This is a genomic window from Rossellomorea aquimaris (genome assembly GCF_001877785.1).
GTDB lineage: Bacteria > Bacillota > Bacilli > Bacillales > Bacillaceae_B > Rossellomorea > Rossellomorea aquimaris_A.
In genome coordinates this window covers 12,669-31,113 of record NZ_MINN01000128.1, presented here as the reverse complement: position 1 = coordinate 31,113, position 18,445 = coordinate 12,669, and the positions used below count along the sequence as shown (strand labels likewise).

24 protein-coding genes are annotated in these 18,445 nt (G+C 42.8%); 4 read left to right on the top strand and 20 right to left on the bottom strand.

All coding sequences use genetic code 11. The features are described from left to right. Positions 1-236: 236 nt before the first annotated feature. Both BHE18_RS18575 and BHE18_RS18570 read right to left on the bottom strand, forming a co-directional pair. Entirely contained in the window at positions 237-701 is a 465-nt protein-coding gene (locus BHE18_RS18575; protein ID WP_071620003.1) for a YjdJ family protein, read from the bottom strand. A 2-nt stretch (positions 702-703) separates the two neighbouring features. Continuing rightward, on the bottom strand, positions 704-1,258 hold the full coding sequence (locus BHE18_RS18570; RefSeq protein WP_071620002.1) for a cysteine hydrolase family protein: 555 nt from the start codon (positions 1,256-1,258) through the stop codon (positions 704-706). Positions 1,259-1,574: 316 nt separating this feature from the next. Here BHE18_RS18570 and BHE18_RS18565 point away from each other — a divergent pair, with 316 nt between their 5' ends. After that, positions 1,575-1,991: an SRPBCC family protein gene (locus BHE18_RS18565; RefSeq protein WP_071620001.1), complete on the top strand. Its 417-nt coding sequence runs from the start codon at positions 1,575-1,577 to the stop codon at positions 1,989-1,991. A gap of 343 nt (positions 1,992-2,334) precedes the next feature. On the opposite strand, the gene BHE18_RS18555 is transcribed toward BHE18_RS18565, so the two are convergent. The 4 genes from BHE18_RS18555 to BHE18_RS18535 form a co-directional block, all read right to left on the bottom strand. Further along, on the bottom strand, positions 2,335-2,634 hold the full coding sequence (locus BHE18_RS18555) for a hypothetical protein (protein ID WP_071619999.1): 300 nt from the start codon (positions 2,632-2,634) through the stop codon (positions 2,335-2,337). Between the two features lie 569 nt (positions 2,635-3,203). Then, the gene (locus BHE18_RS18545) at positions 3,204-3,785 is read right to left on the bottom strand and encodes a hypothetical protein (protein ID WP_071619997.1); all 582 of its coding nucleotides are present in this window, start codon (positions 3,783-3,785) and stop codon (positions 3,204-3,206) included. A gap of 117 nt (positions 3,786-3,902) precedes the next feature. After that, the gene (locus tag BHE18_RS18540) at positions 3,903-4,820 is read right to left on the bottom strand and encodes an alpha/beta fold hydrolase (RefSeq protein WP_071619996.1); all 918 of its coding nucleotides are present in this window, start codon (positions 4,818-4,820) and stop codon (positions 3,903-3,905) included. A gap of 19 nt (positions 4,821-4,839) precedes the next feature. Then, positions 4,840-5,364, bottom strand: coding sequence for a DinB family protein (locus tag BHE18_RS18535; RefSeq protein WP_071619995.1), 525 nt, complete (start codon positions 5,362-5,364; stop codon positions 4,840-4,842). 155 nt (positions 5,365-5,519) lie between these two features. Here BHE18_RS18535 and BHE18_RS18530 point away from each other — a divergent pair, with 155 nt between their 5' ends. Beyond that, complete coding sequence (locus BHE18_RS18530) at positions 5,520-6,038, top strand: GrpB family protein (protein WP_071619994.1); 519 nt, start codon at positions 5,520-5,522, stop codon at positions 6,036-6,038. 541 nt (positions 6,039-6,579) lie between these two features. Next, positions 6,580-8,682 (top strand): peptidoglycan D,D-transpeptidase FtsI family protein, encoded by a 2,103-nt coding sequence (locus tag BHE18_RS18520; protein ID WP_235860381.1) that lies wholly within the window; start codon positions 6,580-6,582, stop codon positions 8,680-8,682. A gap of 73 nt (positions 8,683-8,755) precedes the next feature. Here the strand turns inward: BHE18_RS18520 and BHE18_RS18515 are convergent, their stop codons facing one another. From BHE18_RS18515 to BHE18_RS18450, 14 genes are all read right to left on the bottom strand, one after another. Then, positions 8,756-9,286, bottom strand: coding sequence for a GNAT family N-acetyltransferase (locus tag BHE18_RS18515; RefSeq protein WP_071619992.1), 531 nt, complete (start codon positions 9,284-9,286; stop codon positions 8,756-8,758). Between the two features lie 16 nt (positions 9,287-9,302). Beyond that, positions 9,303-9,671, bottom strand: a complete 369-nt coding sequence (locus tag BHE18_RS18510) for a GNAT family N-acetyltransferase (RefSeq protein ID WP_083573882.1) — start codon at positions 9,669-9,671, stop codon at positions 9,303-9,305. Positions 9,672-9,767: 96 nt separating this feature from the next. Further along, on the bottom strand, positions 9,768-10,133 hold the full coding sequence (locus tag BHE18_RS18505) for a hypothetical protein (RefSeq protein WP_071619990.1): 366 nt from the start codon (positions 10,131-10,133) through the stop codon (positions 9,768-9,770). Positions 10,134-10,245: 112 nt separating this feature from the next. Then, positions 10,246-10,668 (bottom strand): FosM family fosfomycin resistance protein, encoded by a 423-nt coding sequence (gene fosM, locus BHE18_RS18500; protein ID WP_071619989.1) that lies wholly within the window; start codon positions 10,666-10,668, stop codon positions 10,246-10,248. 13 nt (positions 10,669-10,681) lie between these two features. Continuing rightward, positions 10,682-11,545, bottom strand: a complete 864-nt coding sequence (locus tag BHE18_RS18495) for an alpha/beta fold hydrolase (protein ID WP_071619988.1) — start codon at positions 11,543-11,545, stop codon at positions 10,682-10,684. A gap of 292 nt (positions 11,546-11,837) precedes the next feature. Continuing rightward, positions 11,838-12,632, bottom strand: coding sequence for a phosphotransferase (locus BHE18_RS18490; RefSeq protein ID WP_071619987.1), 795 nt, complete (start codon positions 12,630-12,632; stop codon positions 11,838-11,840). 28 nt (positions 12,633-12,660) lie between these two features. Further along, positions 12,661-13,236, bottom strand: a complete 576-nt coding sequence (locus tag BHE18_RS18485; RefSeq protein WP_071619986.1) for an HAD-IA family hydrolase — start codon at positions 13,234-13,236, stop codon at positions 12,661-12,663. 29 nt (positions 13,237-13,265) lie between these two features. Then, a complete protein-coding gene (locus tag BHE18_RS18480) occupies positions 13,266-13,757 on the bottom strand; it encodes a VanZ family protein (protein WP_071619985.1) in 492 nt (163 codons plus the stop codon). Between the two features lie 39 nt (positions 13,758-13,796). Then, positions 13,797-14,339 (bottom strand): DUF402 domain-containing protein, encoded by a 543-nt coding sequence (locus BHE18_RS18475; protein WP_071620267.1) that lies wholly within the window; start codon positions 14,337-14,339, stop codon positions 13,797-13,799. 26 nt (positions 14,340-14,365) lie between these two features. Further along, the gene (locus tag BHE18_RS18470) at positions 14,366-14,788 is read right to left on the bottom strand and encodes a GNAT family N-acetyltransferase (protein WP_071619984.1); all 423 of its coding nucleotides are present in this window, start codon (positions 14,786-14,788) and stop codon (positions 14,366-14,368) included. A 16-nt stretch (positions 14,789-14,804) separates the two neighbouring features. Then, a complete protein-coding gene (locus tag BHE18_RS18465) occupies positions 14,805-15,509 on the bottom strand; it encodes a peptidase E (RefSeq protein ID WP_071619983.1) in 705 nt (234 codons plus the stop codon). Positions 15,510-15,532: 23 nt separating this feature from the next. Next, a complete protein-coding gene (locus BHE18_RS18460) occupies positions 15,533-15,754 on the bottom strand; it encodes a DUF3953 domain-containing protein (protein ID WP_071619982.1) in 222 nt (73 codons plus the stop codon). Between the two features lie 90 nt (positions 15,755-15,844). Beyond that, on the bottom strand, positions 15,845-16,315 hold the full coding sequence (locus tag BHE18_RS18455; protein WP_071619981.1) for a GNAT family N-acetyltransferase: 471 nt from the start codon (positions 16,313-16,315) through the stop codon (positions 15,845-15,847). Positions 16,316-16,375: 60 nt separating this feature from the next. Beyond that, complete coding sequence (locus BHE18_RS18450) at positions 16,376-17,629, bottom strand: sensor histidine kinase (RefSeq protein ID WP_071619980.1); 1,254 nt, start codon at positions 17,627-17,629, stop codon at positions 16,376-16,378. A 295-nt stretch (positions 17,630-17,924) separates the two neighbouring features. On the opposite strand from BHE18_RS18450, the gene BHE18_RS18445 reads away from it, so the two are divergent. Then, positions 17,925-18,437: a DUF3189 family protein gene (locus BHE18_RS18445; RefSeq protein WP_071619979.1), complete on the top strand. Its 513-nt coding sequence runs from the start codon at positions 17,925-17,927 to the stop codon at positions 18,435-18,437. Positions 18,438-18,445: the final 8 nt, after the last annotated feature.

Sequence of the window (18,445 nt, the reverse complement as noted above, 5' to 3'; positions counted from 1 at the left end):
TTTTGATAATAAATGGTCCGTTTTTGATAATATATCCAGATTTTTGATAATAAGCGGCCTGTTTTTGATAATAAAAAGTAGGCCAGCCTCCTGGATACCCCCTTATCGGCTCGATTATCTCAAGCCGATAAGGAGATTTCTCGCCATTCATAATGAATGACTGCTAAAATATTACCCTTTCAATACTAAAACGAACAAAAAACGGGTCAGGGAACCTGTCCCCACGACCCAACACCTTACCTCCTATTAACAACCCTCCTGCCAAAAGGGGCAAAATGATACATTAATGCAGCAAGCACGGTTACAAGCCCGCAGACTATAAACACATATGATAATAATTGTGCTCCAGAAGTTGTTGCCGAAAACATAAGCGCTCCCAATCCAAACTGCAGAACTGCCAAAATCGGCAGGTACAGGCTGTAGAATCGTTTTCTGCTAAGAAACAAATACCCTGCCACAACCAATAGATAGAGTAAGCTTATTGCCATCACGATCGGGAATGCAGGCTTGAACTTGATTGCATAAACAAAATAATCAAGTTTTGAAATGTCACCTGCCGCATTTACTTGCCCGGAAAAAGGAGTAGAATACTCCCATTCAAAGGGCCTGTCCACAATTTCAGAGCCTTCGAACAACGTTGCAAATAAGGAAAAGAACAGGACTCCTATGCCGAGTCCGATCTGGATTACAGCACGACTCACTTTTATTCCCCCCTCATTTCTGATGCGGGCTGAGCCGCCGCAAATTCAATTTCGTCCGCTGGATATACATCCGCAAACCAGCGAAGCACCCCATTATGATGATTGATGATCTGCTTTGCAGTCAGTTCACCTGAATCCCATGTACTGTGGGCATCCGAGACTAACGTGACTTTGTATCCTTTACCGAACGCACTCCGGCAGGTCGTGTCCACGCACGCTTCGGTCTGGATGCCTGCAAGATACAGATGGTCGATGCCTTTTTTATTCAGCTCTTTATCCAATGTGGTATGGAAGAATGAATCCGGGGTTGTTTTTTGAACGATTACATCGACGGACCGCGGTTTGATCCCTTCGTGTATTTTCCAGCCTTCCGTCCCGTATTCAAGCGGCTTCCCTGCAGGAGCATTATGCTGTATGTAAATGACCGGGACGCCGGCAGCACGGGCTTTCCCCAACAGGTTCTGGATGGTGAAAATGAGGCCATCCCCTTTATATACTGCGGCGCCTGCAGGGAACATGCCTTTTTGTACATCGATGATGATTAAAGCACTGCTCATTACTTCTCCTCCTTTTTCAATTCCTTTTGGATATACATCAAAAATCATCTGAAGTAAGACTAACCCGCTGCATCCAAAATTATCAGTCTCTCAAAAGTTTTACATGCGGATAAAAGGTATCAACGCATCTATACAATTCCAATTATTTCAAAACCAATATCCATACTCAAGAAAAACTTTACACATTTTGCCTAAGCCGGACAAAATCAGTACAGAAAGCAGTAGTGCCGTTTCCAGGGACCATGTACAATATAAATAGATTCTTACACCTGTTTGAACAACAACAATTTTCGTAAGGGAAAGGAAGTTAAGTAGAATGGGAACATCAGACAAAATCACGATTCAAACCACTGTGCAGGCTCCGGTGGAAAAAGTATGGGAATATTGGACAGAGCCGAATCACATCACAAAATGGAATGCTGCTTCCGATGACTGGCATACACCATTCGCAGAGAATGATCTGCGGATAGGCGGAAAATTCCTTTCAAGGATGGAAGCGAGAGACGGCAGCTTCGGATTTGATTTTGGCGGCACGTATGACGAGGTCAAAACTAACGAGGTCATCGCGTATTCCATGGAAGACGGACGGACCGTAAGTATCACATTCAAAGGCCACGGGAACGAAACCGAAATCGTGGAGACCTTCGACCCTGATTCCGAGAACCCTGTTGATATGCAGCAGCAGGGATGGCAGGCGATTTTGGATCGGTTTAAGAATTATGTAGAGAACTAAGCCAAAGAGCCCCCGAAATATTCAGGGGCTCTCTGTTTTCCCGTTTTAAGCATCACCAATGGATGAAATAACAGCGATACTCCACATGATCAGCGTGAACGAGAAGGTAAGCCAAAACGTATTTTTGCCTGTAGCCTCTTCTCTGTGAACCTTCTTTAATATCGAAACTAAGTTCAAGCAAAAAAGGATACAGAGTAATGGCATGAATACCCATCCTATGTAACCGAAAACAATCATTGATTAAGTACCTCCCTGGTTTATACCAGGCTCTAGTATTCCAGAATGCTGGCACTTTGACAATACATACCAGAAAAAAGGCAAGGCACCCGGAACCGATCGGAATTTATGACTGACTTTCAATGGCTGCGCTAATGTCAAAACCCTGTTTCAGTGCAGACTCATTCAAACTTCCGATCAATTTACTTCGACCTATAGAAAACGATTGATGGATTTCTCTATTCCCGTCAATAACGTATTCTTCAAAAACAATGAAGTTTAATAGATCCATTTTTTTCACTACATACTGATTACATTCATATTCTCCGCATCTAATATTCTCATTCATGATAAAGTCAAAAATGCCATCGTAGAAGTCTTGATCAGATATTTCAGTTTGCAGAAATGTTTGGAGCTGTTGCTTCATGGTGTCACCTCCATTTCCCGGCGAAGTTAAAGTGCTTTAACACCTAAGTTATATATGTATATCGTAAGAATAATGATAGGTACAGTGACGGTAATGGGCATTAAAACCTTTCGATGTATATAGAGGTATGAGCTCTTATATTTACCAGGGTCATTATAATTTTTGAAAGAGTCTTCACTAAATAATGTGTATAGTAAATAGATGTAGCCGGGAATGAAGATAGTGATCAATGCTGCGATGAACAAGTACGGCTTTATTTGTTCCATCGTATATCCCTGCATAGTTAAGTTCTGTCCGGTGATTAAGATTGCTGCAAGAGGCACACTGCCAACTACTTTTATCATGAATCCATGCTTTCTCTGCTTTTCTACTTCTGAACTTCGTTTATAGTGAGTGAAAGTCTTTATTGCATATCCAACTAAACAGCACCAAAGTATAATGGATCCTATAATAATAAACATGCTTCCTCCCTTTCCATGTTCATCAGCGGTGGATTTTTATTGCTTCGACTATCGTCGCCAGCAATATCGTTGGTATCTCACCTTTTCCTCCATCAAAATAATCTATCTTTAATGCTGAAAAAAGTAATAATCAACAACGATACCCATGGCAATCAAGTAAAAATTGAATACGCCTTCTGCCGCTGTACAATCAATATAATACCCATCATCATTTATTAGATTTTCCTTTACAGTTGAATAAACCATTGAACGTCTCTTAATAGTGGATACTAGTCTGCCTTCCTGTTGGTCAATAACCTGGAAGTCGGTCGCACCATATCCACCTGTTGCTTCAATGATTTTCATCCCGTTGACATCATATACAGTCAGCCTAGGCGAATTCACTTTAACTTCCGAAGTAATTGTTGCTAAATGATCGCCATGTTCCGAATATAATAGAAAGTCTTTATAAAAACCGGGCTTCTTTTTAATAATCCCTATTGTGTTTTCCTTTTCGTCCATTAACTTCATTTCTATACTTGCAGCACTATTTAAACCGATCAAATTTAAAAGCTGTCTGCCAATGTTCTTGGAAGATTCCATTGTTTCTTCAACTGTCCCGATGATTTTCTTATCTGAACTTATAGTATATTTCTTTCTGATACTTACGGTATCTTTTTGTAAAAAGATTTGATTATTCTGTTCAAACATGCAATTCCCCCGAGTAAAGATTTTATAATCTTTTTACGGTTGTATCTATTAAAAGTTTCTATTCTTTCAAAAAAAGATTCAGCACTTGCTTTCCGAAATGGCAAACCCTGTTATCACTCAGTTGACAGCAGGCTCACCCGTCAAAAACGCCCCCACAACCTCCCTGAATTCATCCGGCTGCTCGTAGTGAGGGCTGTGCCCGCAATGATAAAACATATAAGTCCTTCCATTCGCAGACTTATTAAACGCTTCAACCTGCTTATCACATGTAACCGGATCGTGCTCTCCCTGCATCAGGAGCATCTCATGATGTATCTCCTCAAATAACGGCAGGAGGGATTTAAATATCTCCCCTTCTTTTCGGAGCAAATCAAAATGAACATCAGACTTGTCGTATAACCGATTCCATTCTTCATCAGAGTACAGTGAATAGTCGGTCGGGTTATCAAAATTAAAGCGGTAGATTTTCATTCGTTCCGACTCCAATGTATCACTGTATTCAAGGTATTTCTCCGTCAGTTCCTGGATGGAAATTGATTCTTCGGAGTCTGCCAATGAGAGGCACTTCTTCGCGATTTCATCATTGTTGAGCTCCCTTGATAGAAGCGCCGTTTTTCTAAGCAGGCTCCTGGAGGTTAATTCAAAATCAAAAGTCGGGCACTCAAGGATTACCTTATGTATGGAATTTGGATATATCGATGTATACAACACGCTGAGAAAGCCTCCGAAAGAATGTCCGATCAACGACCATTTTTCAATTTGGAGGATTTTCCTCAATTCTTCACAGTCTTCTATTAGATCCATTAAACCAAAGGCCTCTCCTGTCTCTATTCCTTCAGACCGGCACACGCCTCTTTGATCAATTGCAATCAGCCTGAACTGCTCCTGAAGCTTGGCTGCCTGGTGGAAAGAAAAGTCATAACAGCTCTCGCCCGGGCCGCCGTGCAGATATAGTATTGCTTCCTGATTGTGTGATCCGTACTCTTCTATATGTAGATATTTCCCTCTAATTTTATGTAAGGTTCCTTGTTTCATGATGCACCTCCTCCACGTTCTACAATCTTTTCGCGATCATCCTGATCTGTCCCCTGTGATTCAACTCATCCTCAAATACATGGAACCATTTAAAGTAATTGTTTGCCGGGTAATCCCAGCCATAGAAATTCACATTATCGAGCCAGGAATCTTTTAACTTTGAGAACTTACTTAGGGTAACAGCACGGATCTCTGATAATCTATCAATATAGAAATCTAAAGAATCTCCTTTTATGTTCTCCTTAGCTTCATCTCCTAATACAATGCCTAAGCTAAGGTCCTCCCATTCATCATCTGTCAAATCACGATCTTCAAAGGTCATGATTTGAAAGGCTGCCTCTAAACTTCCGATATGATATAAAAGCATGCCGATTGAATTACTCTTCTCATCAATATGGAAATCCAATTCTTCCACTGACAAATTCCCAACCGATTCGAGGAGGGTATGCCGTGCATAATTCATCATCGATACCAATTTCCCCAATTCAGGGTCGTACCCTTCAATACCCTGAATAAAATATAAACTCTCTTTTGTACTTTCCATTTCTAAAACCCCTTGTTCTGTGAATTGATGATCATTAATTATCTTAACACAAAAAATGGAAATAACATTACAATGCCTTATATAAAATCCATATTAGGAATTACATGTTAAAATAAATATGAAGAAAAAAATAATTCTCGTTAGCAGGTGATACCATGTCAACCCCAACCGTACAGCTATCTCCTTACACCGAGGAATGGGCAACCAAATATCAATATGAGAAAAATTGGATTGTGAACGCGGCAGGCAATGAAATCTCAAATGTCGAACATATCGGAAGCACCTCGATAAAAGGCTTAAAAGCCAAGCCGATCATTGACATCATGGCCGGTATCGACGATTTAAGCAGGACGGAAATTCTTATTGAACCTCTGAGCAAAATTGACTTTGAGTATGTCCCCAAACCGGAATTAGCGGATAGAAGGTTTTTCAGGAAAGGTTTGTGGGGAAAAGGAACCTGCCATTTGCATATTTGCGAATTTCAGGGGAAGGAATGGAATGAGAAGTTATTATTCAGGGATTATCTAAGAAAACATCCGCAGGCAGCTGAGGAATACGCTCAACTGAAAAGCGAGCTTGCAGTGAAGTATAAGTTTGACCGACCTGCCTACACAGAGCATAAGGAACCTTTCATCAGAAAAATTATTCAAAGAGCCAAAAGTGATTTTTTATAAGAGCAGCAAATTATTAAATAGAGCGGAGCTGATAAAGTGAAGTTACTAATGCAAGCCCTTTTCTTTTCTTTTCTTTGGTTCTCCACATCATCCATTTTGTCACCATGATGACCATCGGCTATATTAAAACAAAAAGGTACGAACCTGATATCGACTCTGCTTGGAATAATGCAGAACGACTTACGAACAATGTGTCAATAGGTACGTCAGTGTCACCTTATTCGTATATGGTTTCCATACTCATCGGAACAGTTATTTGCGCTTTAATTATTGCTATGGTCAATAGAAATAGACCTTCTTTAAAAAAACTAAAAAATTGACAACATTATGTTTCCTTATTTTATTTGAACAAAGCTCATTCATGCCCCACTTCCACCAGTTGTTCACGCATTACAAAAGTTCTTTCAGCCAGAACCCCTCCCCACTAAAACATCCCATCAAAAATGAAACAGTTTTTTGAACGTTTAACAGAATCTCTTGGGTTTTGGTCCTGCCTCTGTTTTAATGATAATGAAATCAAATGGATAAAATGGTGATAAAAATGAAAAAGGAAGCAAAATCACGGCGTGCAAACAGGAAGGTACTGCCCAAGAGGGTGAAGATCCTATTTCTCACGGTATTTTTCTTATTCAGTACGTTGATCGTAAGACTGGGTTTCGTACAGATTGCGAACGGACAGTCTTATGAAAAAATCGTAGAAAAGAAAGAGAGTCTTTCTGTTGATTCTCCTGTTCCCCGCGGAAAAATATATGACCGGAACGGCAAGCTGATTGTCACGAATGAGGGGCAGAGGGCCATTACATACACCCGGACAGCCGATGCTTCTCAGGAAGAACTGCTGGAAGTGTCAAGGAAATTGGCAGATTTGATTGAAGTTGAAACAGAATCACTCACCGAGAGAGACAAGAAAGATTTCTGGATAATCAGGAACCCTGATAAGGCTGATGATAAAGTATCAGAATCAGAAAAAAACGAGATTCAGAATAAGAAAGACTTCACGCAAAAAGAGGCTGACAGGGAAATCTATCAATTAAAACTGGACCGCATCAGTAAGGACGAATGGTCCTCATTTACAGAAGAAGAATTAGAAATGCTGGTCATTTATCAAAAAATTTCAAGAGGCTACGCTCTCTCTCCTCAAATTGTAAAAAACAAAGATGTCAGCGTTGTTGAATTCGCCCAGGTAAGTGCGCATCTCGACAAAATGCCGGGGGTGAACATCACGACCGATTGGAAGAGGGCGTACCCGCTTGGCGGCACCCTTCGCTCCGTTCTCGGGGACGTGTCATCGTCAAGGGAAGGAATCCCGAAAGATTTGCTTCATGAATACCTGGCAGAAGGATACAACCGGAATGACCGCGTAGGTACAAGCTACCTTGAGTATCAGTATGAAGACCTGTTGAAAGGCAAAGATAAGACGATTAAAAATATACTTGAAGATGGTAAAGTCGTCGGGTCGGAAGTGACTGAAAAAGGTCTAAGCGGGAAGGATCTTGTCCTGAGCATCGACGTCGAACTGCAGAAAGAGATTGAGAAAATCGTGCAGGAAGAGCTTTCGAAACATATCGGGACAGAAGGTTCTCCTTACCTGGACCGCGCATTTGTCGTGATGATGGATCCGAATACAGGGGAAATTGAAGCGATGGTCGGTCAAAAAGTGGATGAAATCAAGCAAAATGGGGAAATCGTCTTTGAAGATTACTCCCTCGGCACCTTCACTTCATCCTATGAACCTGGATCCGTTGTTAAAGGAGCGACACTTTTAACCGGCTATATGACCGGCAATCTCGAGCCTGGGGAAAAAATTGTGGATGAACCGCTCTTTATCAAAGGCACACCCAAAAAAGCCTCTTGGTTCAACGAATGGGGAAATAATACGAGGCCGATATCTGATTTATTCGCACTCGAAAAATCATCTAACTCTTATATGTGGAAAGTGGCTCTTCGGATAGCAGGAAGCAAATATATTCCGAATGCTCCGCTTCACTTAAAAGGTAACCCTTTTCAAACATTCAGGGAACATTTTGCCCAATTGGGATTGGGTGTAACGACAGGAATCGACCTGCCCGGAGAATCCCCTGGATTTCAGGGTAAAGCAGAGCAGCCGGGGTTACTTCTCGACTTTGCGATTGGACAATACGATACCTACACACCCATGCAGCTGGCCCAATACGTTTCTGCGATCGCAAACGGCGGAAACCGCGTTCAGCCGCACCTTTTAAAAGAGGTCCGCGAGCCGTCCAATCGATCACCCGAAATGGGCAGCCTGATCTATAAAAAAGAAACCAATGTATTGAACAGGGTTGAAGCAACTAATGAGCAGATTGAACATGTCCAAAAAGGGTTCTACCGTGTTTTCCACGGTGCAGAGGGTACGGCCAATCTGTTCAAAGACGCCGAATACAATGCAGCCGGAAAATCAGGAACCGCCGAGGCATTCTATAAAGGAGCGGACATGGAAGAAGCAAAGCCGACATATAACACTTCCCTGATCGGCTATGCCCCGTTTGATAATCCTGAAATCGCCTTTTCCACCGTCGTTCCTTGGTCGCATCAAACGATCGATCCTTATATCAATAAGACGATCTCGAAGCGGGTGATGGATACGTATTTTGAGTTGAAGAAAGAACGAGAGAACGAATAAGATGCATATATAAAGGGGCTGTCCACATTGGACCGCCCCTTTTTTATCTATCCAGACTTTTACTTTTGACACTTTAAACTCCTTTGCGCCACTCTTCTGCCAGCACACCCATCTCCCACAAACTCCAGTACTCCTCTCCGTTCTTCCTGGCATCCCGGAGCAAAGCCTCTTTTTTAAAACCCGCCTTTTCGTAACAAAGGATGGCAGCAGTGTTAAAATCGAACACCCCGAGACTGACCCTGTGTAAATGCAGTTCTTCAAACGCAATCCGCAAGGCTTCCCTGATCATCTTCTGCCCAATGCCTCTTCCTCTTGTCTCCCGGCTCCCGACCAACACTTTCCCGATTCGTGCGGACATGTTTTTCCGATCTATTTTCCCCAGTGAGATATGTCCGATTGCTATACCAGTCTCTTCATCGACAACCTTATAAATCAGTGTATCAGCCTCTTCATGATTGGCGTTCTCCATATAATGTTCCAGTTGCTCGCGATCCAACGGGTAATCAAATCCCGGACCTCCCCACTGCAGTAAAAATGAAGGCGAATCGATCCAATCAATGAGCTGATCAAAGTCAGTTCGTTGGAAGTACTCAAGCTTGATCATCTATTTCTTCTCCTTTTTAGAGTAGCTTCCTGAATGAATAACACCATTTATCATAATCCAGTCTTTCTTCATAAAATCGGTGAGCGGCGTTCCGTTGTATACCCGATTCCAGTGCTGCGTACACTGCACCATTCCTCTTAGCCCACTGATGGATGAAATCCAGTAACTTTTCGCCATATCCTGAGGAACGGTGAGCAGCATCAGTCACGAGATCATAGATGAATACGTGGCGCTTACTATAAAAATTCGTCTTCAAACTAACTCCCGCAAGACTGACAAGCTGCCGGTCATGATAACATCCAAATAACCTATACCCGTCTTCTCTCATTTCTTTCAGAAGCTCCAAATAGGTTTCTTCGGTCAAATCCGTACGAAGCTGGCTCATGACAGGAAAAGCTTCAAGCCATTCATTTTTTTCGGTCAGCTTTCAATAATGTTTCCAAGTGATCACTCCTCATTGGTTATGGGATATTTTCATTATTTAATGAGACATAGGATGCTGAACTAAATAAACCACTGCCACGATGCTGAAAATGCCAAGCAATGCGATTATATACAGGGATATCCGCCTTCCCTTTTCCCCGGTGAAGTACAGGTTCACAAGCAGGTAATACAAAACTGCGCACACCAGCGTGAAGAGGGATAACTCCATGAATTTACCCGCACCCATCTTTATTTCTTCAATTCTTGAAAACTCTCCGCTGTTACTGATCGTGAAAGGAACAGTCAGGCTCTGCAGCAAGAACCCTCCAAATATCACAGCACCCATACTATTCATAAAAGTCCGTGTGCCGTTTTTCTTAGGAACCGGATGATAGTCAGGTGCTGTTTGATAATTTAATTCCATACTGTCGCCTCTTTTCTTGGGTTTTTCACAAGTACGGATGTAGGTGGTGATAGGTTCCAAACGATCAAGTTTATACAATAATCCACTTCTCAAGACAGATATGTAAATAACGTCAATCGTAAAACTCCATATGTCCTTTTTCCTCCTTATAATAATCCAGCCTGTCCCCCAGCGTCCCTGTATGAAACTCAAATTTATGACCATCGGGATCTGTGAAGTAAACGGACTTTTTATCCCTTTCGTCTCTCAAACGGCCCGGCAGGATATTTACCTTTAACTTCTTTAATTTATGTACCATATCACTAAATTCCGTCTCTTCTACCGTAAAAGCAATATGTGTATAAGATTTGTTGATTTCATTCCTCGGGATATCCTTTTCCTCATTGAGTGCCAGCCACATTCCCCTTAAATCAAAATAAGCCGTACTGCGGCCTTTCACCAGCAGCTTGGCTTCAAATACCTGCTGATAAAATAAGATGGATTCTTCTAAATCGGATACTGAAAATAAGAAATGATTGAGACCTTTTATCGGCATCTTTTCACCACCCTTAATTTTGGCATAGTCCTGTAACCTGTTCTGTAAAGCGCACAACTACCTCACAAAACAATTCTTTCTCCTCTAAGAAAGGATAGTGGTTGCTTTCTTCAAATATAGCGAGCTGCGCATAAGGGATTTCTTCCACCATTTCAATCGAGTACGAAACCGGACACTGAACGTCGTGTCTGCCGCACAAGATAAGGGCAGGTGCGGTGATAAATTTCAGCTTCCTTGTTACATCGAACACATGTAATTCCCTGCTGAAATAATTAAGCCTGACACCACACATTCTTTTGTGGATCGGCAGAGAAAAATATTGGTCATGCTTCTCGGGTTGAACCAGGGATAATTTTGTTCTTTTAGCACTGATCCTCTTTCTTTCAGCTTCACTCAAACCCGATTGTTTGAGCGTCTCCATGTATTCCTGCATGATTTGATAATTAGGATGTTCAGGATTGTAGATACAGTCTTTTGAAAACGTCATATACTCCCTTGCTGCCGCTCCGGTGATGATAGAGAACAAAAGGCTGTCCGAATGATATATTCCATATAGGACTCCGAGCATCCCGCCGGTTGAGTGGCCGGCATAGCCCCATTTTTTAAAACCGAGGCTGTCGCGTATGGCTTCTAAATCAAAGATTGTATCCAGCATGCTCAGCTGATACGGTTCACGGGCCTTTTCCGAGGCCCCGGCTTCCCTTAAGTTCACTAGAATGACCTGGTGACCGGATGTAAAAGTTTCTGCAAAATAGTCACCCGTTTCATTGAACTCTGAGTAGTGGTGGGTGACACAGAGCGGCTTACCTCTGCCTTTTATGAACACTTCAAACGTACCGCGTGAAGTAGTGATCAATCGCTTATCCCACGTTTGCATAAATACTTCTCCTTTCTGGGAATTCCTCATGTTATAGTTGTTCTGACCGGCATATGGCATAAAGAAACTTCGACAACAGGCTCAATTATCAGGAAAGTGGCACAATAATCAGGATTTCGGCACAATTATATGAATATTTTCGATTGTGAGCTGCTAAGTTCCTAATCAATACTGCTTTAACTTCAGGGAGCGGGCCCCGCTATGACCAATACAGCCAGCTTCATTCTTTTTTTACCACTTATCAATGAAAAAAAGGACATTTCTGTCCCTAAGTTTAGAATCTCCCTCTTCATTACGACTTCCACTCTCCCCCATGCTCCCGGACAAACGCAAGGTCCTTTTCATAATGATCGACATGCCCCTCATCCAGCATCTTTTGAAAAGCGGCATCTCCTTCTTCGGCTTTTCGCTTAATCGTCTTACATATCCCTTCCAACCGTAATAAGACCATCTCCACAAAATCTTCTTCAAAGTCCATGCCGTAGGCTTCAAAGAATAATCGAACTCTCCGCTTGATCTGCCCGGCATCTTTCTCAGAATTATAGAGTACCTCTTCACCCGTTTCTGAATGATAATGCCTGCTCAACGGCACACATGTGTACAGCGTGTAGGCGATGTCGTACATCCTTGGTCCCGGACCAGCTACATCGAAGTCGATGATCCCGACCGGCTTTTTTTTATTAAAGATGATGTTGTAAATGGCAAAATCGTTGTGGCAAAGGACCTCATATGGCTGCGGGGTGTTATCGATCGGCTGCCAGTGATCATCAAATGGAAAATCGCTGACCGCTTCATGATAAAGACGGAGCATGTTCGCAATCCCCTCCAACGCCTCATCAGACCACATATACTCCTTTAAAGGATAGTTGCCGGCTTCACCTTCTATAAAAGAAAGGATTTCCCTGCCTCTATCATCGATCCCCAGAAACGAAGGTGCATGTCTGTAACCTTTCTTCTCCAAGTGTTTTAATAAAGTATGAATCTTTGCACTTTCAGGTTTTAATTCGCGGCGGACCGTGTCTTTCAATCGGTATACGCTTGAGACATTTCCGCCGGTTAAAGTCTCTTCTTTTTCGTTGTTTGACATGGAAGTTACCTCCATCTTGTTAAGAAAGTTATCTTATTAATAAAGGAAGAACCTTATCAAAAAAATCATTGAAATCCTCCAAATGATAATCCGCTACCTCCGACTTCCCCTGAAACATGCAAGTAGCAATCCCCAGTTCCTTTGCCGGCAATAAATCCAAATCCCTGTCCCCTATGGCGAGGTCGACTCTATTTTTCGTATGCAGATGGTTGTATGCCGCCGGATGCGGCTTGCGCGGGAACCCGTCGTCGATCGTGATTATATCGGCAAAATAAGGCGTCCAGCCGTAGTGATCTAGTATTGCTAGGACCCCTTCCCTGTCTTTATGGGTCATAATTACATTGCGGTCGGCAAACTTCAGTACCTCTTCAACACCCGCAAATGGCTCCATATCCACAGGGGATAGTTCTTTCTTAAGTCGCTCAATCTCCTCTACCTGCTCAGCCGAAATGTTATAAAACTCGATTGCATGAGAAAATGAAACTTTCAACTTATCATAGATTTCCTGCTTATCAGCTTCATCCCCGAGCACTTGAGAGAGGACACGCGTGTAGGCAGGATACGTATCAAATAATGTTCCGTCAAAATCCCATAGTATGTTCATTTGGATCATCCTTTTCTTTTTCATACTTACTATAATTTCTTTTTCACCCGTTTAAATTGATTCCACAAACCCCTGCATACACGAAGTATAAAATATCCCAGCAAACCGCCAAGCGCATTCAAAATCAGATCATCCACATCGAAACTGCCGAATTTGAAAACAAGTTGAATCAACTCAAATAGTAAACTTAAGCAAAATGTCGCGGCAATAATCTTCTTTATAGTTAAAAACCTTTTTGTTAATAGAGACAGCATGAAACCAAACGGTGCAAAACCAGCCATATTACCAACCAGATTTTCAACGCGGATATTGACATTCACGTCCCCTAAGAACAAATAATAAATAATTGTCTTAAAAGGGATGAAATTATGACTTTCGAAAAAAGAATAATCACTGTCAAAAGTAAAATATCTGATGATCTCAGAAAGCGGCAAATGCTTGAATAAGATTAGTTTTGAGAGGACAAGCAGGTAAAGGAACAAGGCTGTAAATATTCCTGTTTTTGTTAAAGCTTTCCCCATTTTTCACTCCAGTCTATGTAAATCACTTGGTATACTTCCTCACTCCAAAATACCCGACAATAACTCCATATGATCCCTAGACAGTTTGATCAAATCAAAACTTCCGCTGCTGATTGACTCCTTAAGACGATTCGCTTCATCCCAAGCCAATTCATATTGTAATTGATCGATCGTTCCGGTCGATAAGGCGTCTTCAAGTTCTTCGGCATCCAAAACGATCAGGTCTCCAGAAGGCAATAGGACGAGATCCAAAAACAAATCATCCATCCAAGGGATACCGTGTTCCACTCCGTTGCGCAGGGTGACATCGATGTACCATTGCACAACCTCCCCCCGGGCATCAAACACGGTCGTCACTGCATGATGTTGATCCTGCGGGAACTGCTGCAGCCACATATAGCCGTCATCCACTATAGAAAGATGTTCTTTCCCGTATGGGACTGTTAACGGTTTTGCGACTTTTACTGTTTCGAGCAACGTGATGTATCCTCTGAATTCTGCTGTATCAAGGCGGGTTTGGGCATATCTCCTTTTTAAAATCCGCTTCCAGCCGGAACGGTCACCAGATTTTCGTTTAAGCATGTTTTCCCTGCTCCTTTTCTCTCCCGTCAATACTCCTCAATCGTCTTCCTGAACCCATAAAATTTCCGATAATCTTGATCTTCATAAAAAGTTCTTGATGTCGATGATCCGAGCAGGTCGATCCTCGTTTTGGGGTAGAGGTGATGGACGAATTTAATGAGCTCGGACCCCATTCCCTGGCCGCGGTAATCCTTGTTGATCAGCAGCTCACAAATGTAAGTCGTTATGTTTTCGTCCGTGAATCCCCTTACATATCCGGCGAGAGTATCGCCGTCGCAGACCAGGAATCTTATATTTGAATGGAGCCAGGCGTTCTTCGTGTCTTCCTTCTTTTTCACGAGATTGTTCCATTCTTCTTCGGCATTAAGCTGGTTCACCTGGTCAAAATCAGCTTCCTCGAATTCTTTCAATCTATATGATTTTCCGTTTTGCAATGATAATTCCTGCATTGGAACTTCCCTCTTTCTAGTTATTTCTTTCACCCAGGAACTCTGTTTCAAGCTCCTCTTCTATGAGCTTTCCATCAAAATAAACCTTATAGGCCTTTGCATCGGGGCGTGAACTGACGATTTTATGGATGGTTCCGTCAATGTAATGAACTGCGGCCCCATCATCTTCTGCGATGCCTGGCTGGATTTTACCGGATTCGATCAATGAATGATAGGCCGGCCTTCTCTCGGTTTCCCCATCGAAGTGAGGACAGTTGCTGCCTTTCAGGAAGCCAAGGCACTTAATTGGATCCAGTCCATTTCCATAAGAGCCTGTCAATCCTTCTTCATACCAGCAGATCGAACCCGCGCTGATCCCGGCGAGCACGATCCCCTTCTCCAACGCCTTCCTTAGAATAGGTTCCAATCCCCATTCTTTCCACAGAGCAAGCAGATTCTTCGTATTCCCCCCGCCGACGTAAATGATATCTTTCTCTAATAAGTATCCCTCTAAATCTCTTGTAGGCGGATCAAATAACGATAAGTGGGAAGGCTGACATTGTTCTTTTTCAAAAAACTTGTAAAACCTCGAAATGTAATCATCAGAGTCGCCGCTTGCGGTCGGAACAAAGCAGACCTTCGGATTAGATTTATCGGATTGGGCAAGTATGTAACGGTCCAATAACGGATTCTCCGGTTCCATCGAGAACCCTCCGCCGCCCAGCGTGATAAGTTGTTTCATCTGATTCACAGCCCTTCATTAAATTAAATTGTAAACAGGACAATCATAAGAAAGATACAAGCCGCGACACTTATATACCCATACTCTGTACGTCCTTTTTGAAATTCTTCCAGCCCCATTACCAGCAGCATGACGCCCATTAAGAACAGCATGTATGGCAGCAGCCAGAAATTATCTGTAAAAAATCCGTATAGTGCCATGACTAACCCAAGCATGGCCAGACTAATTCGCAAAATTTTTAACATCGATTTATTCTCCTTAGCTGTAACCGGGTTAACTAGAGATTTAGGCACAGAGTTACAGAGTTAATGAGTATTCTGGAAAACTCCCCTGATTCACAGAAGCGGCTTTGTCATATCCATCATCGGTTTGAATCCGCTCTTTTCATAAACGCTTCTTCCTGAAGAACTCGACCAAAGCCTTGCCCGTCTGGCCCCTTTTTGTTTTAGCCATTCACACACTTCATCGGTTAATGTCGAGGCGAGACCGTTATGCCTGTGATTTTCAAGCGTATATACGGAGATCACCCAGCCGAATATACTTTGCTCCTCTGCAAGCGGGTAAGGATATTCTGTCCTGACAAGCCCTCCTGCGCAGGCTGCAATCTGATCACTCTCATCCACGGCCACCCTGAACATCAACTGTCCAGCTTCCGATTCTCTTAAAAATAAGCATTTCACTTCTTCTATCCTGTGTATATCCGGTTTTGGCACGCCGTCTATTTCACTCATCTCGCATGCCATTCTGTACCAGTGGTCAGCCAAGACCGGAAATTCTGCCTCTGTCGCATTTCTTGTCCTATACATGGTGAACCTCCTGTAATACAGTTACTTTAAAGCGTTTCACTCCATCGTTTTAAAAAAGGGTCAACGTACCTGTCCCCCTGTCCCGGGCAGGGTGATGGTGAAGGTTGTGCCTTTGCCGAGTTTGCTTTGGACGTGGATTTCGCCTTTCATGCGCTTGACGATTTGGTAGCAGACGGTGAGACCGAGGCCTGTGCCTTTTTCTTTTGTGGAGTAGTAGGGGCTTCCCAGGACTTTGAGTTGTTCCGGGGGCATTCCCGCTCCGTTGTCTTTGATGGTGATCACGACCTGTCCGTCTTTATCCCCGGCTGCTGCAGCGGTGATTTCCCCGTTTTCTTTTACCGCTTCAATTGCGTTTTTCAGGATGTTGATGAAGACCTGCTGGATCTCAAGCTTCAGCCCTTTCCCCATCAGACCTTCCTCGATGTCTTTCTTGATTTCAATGCTGTTCATGACTGCATACGCAGACATCACTTCGACGGATTCATTCATGGCATCAGTCAGGCTGAACTCTTCATATTCTTCCGTCTGCGGCTTCGCGAGCGAGAGATATTGATTGATCACTTCCTGAGCGCGGTCCAGTTCCTGGATGGAAATCTTGATGAATGTCTTTTGTTCATTGGACAACCCTTCTCCCTGCAGGAGCTGCATGAATCCCCTGACCGTCGTCATCGGATTCCGGATTTCATGTGCGACAGAGGCTGCCAGCTGGCTTACCACATTGAATTTTTCCGCTTTGATCAATTCCTTCTTGATCCTTGCCTGTTCCAGCCTGTTTTCAATGAGATAAATGCTCATGAACAGTGTCAGCCAAATAACCACCGTGGAGCTAATCAATAGCGGAAGCTGATCCAGCATTCCTTTTAAAAGCAAGAAAATGGCCCTTGTAACTGGTACCAATAAATAAAAAAGGGAAATCATGAGAAGCTTCTTCTTCCATTCAGCCTTTCTATACCATTTGGAGAATGGGATAAGGAGCAAGCTGTAGATCGCATAATTCACCAGTAAGTTGAGGAAGACATGGCCAGTAAGAAAACTGGATGCCAAGAGTACGGTAACGACAGCATATCCCACTCGCTTTCCTCCATAGATAAAAGCAAGGATAACCGGGACCACTTTAAAGTCATACACATATCCGCTCGAATGGACCACGGGAAAAACCATCGTAAACACGACAATCACTATATTCATGACCAGAAACTGCAGATTAAACCCCTTAGTGCCGAATTCAGATTCCCTCGCAAACATCTGAAAAAGAAGGATGGTAAATAAAATAAATACAACATGCAAAATTAAATGGTGGACCGTCTCTAACATACAAGAACCCCTTTAGGACAAAAGCACGAAATTTTAGTCATCTACCCTAAAACTTCGACACCATTTTTCCATTTCCCTTCTAGGTCTTGCCAAAAAAAGCCATAGGGACAGGTACCGCGGCCCATTTTTTTCACAAGAGGTCTCATGATGGCGATCAAAGAAGGACATTGAATCCAAACTCGTAAGGCAGGTATGCACGCCCGCATAATCAAACATTCTATTTCACATAATAATGGAGCTGATACATGCCGCAGCGGCGGGACAAGCTACATAAACAAATAAGGATTGGTTCCCTATGATATACATATACAACGATTTTGGCGGTACTCATACAACATCCCTTGCTGCCGCCTACCACTTAAAAAAACTGCCTCAATCCGAAAGAATACTGACATCAGAAGAAATATTGAACGTACCCTATTTCAATCAACTTACGAAGAAAGATTTCGGAAAGCTGATTTTTCATGGAATCGATGATGAAGGCAGCCCCGTGTATACAATCGGAAGAAAGCGGAACAAACTCGTTGTCCCCGCATTAAAGGAGCTGACGGCGCTCCTTCAGCATAGATTCCAATTTGATGAAAAAATCATCTTCTCCAACACTTCGCCCACCGTCCCGATTCCCATGTCAATAGGCGGATTCTTATCGAGAACGCTGAAAATCGATTCGCTGGGAGTACCTTTATTGGTAAAAGGCGCCCAACAATGCTGTGACAACATCTATCGCTTGGTGCAGAATACGAAAGAAACAGCGAAAATCCCTTGCAAGGAGAACGTGATTGTATTGGAGAATGAGATGTATAAGTGATTGGGGTA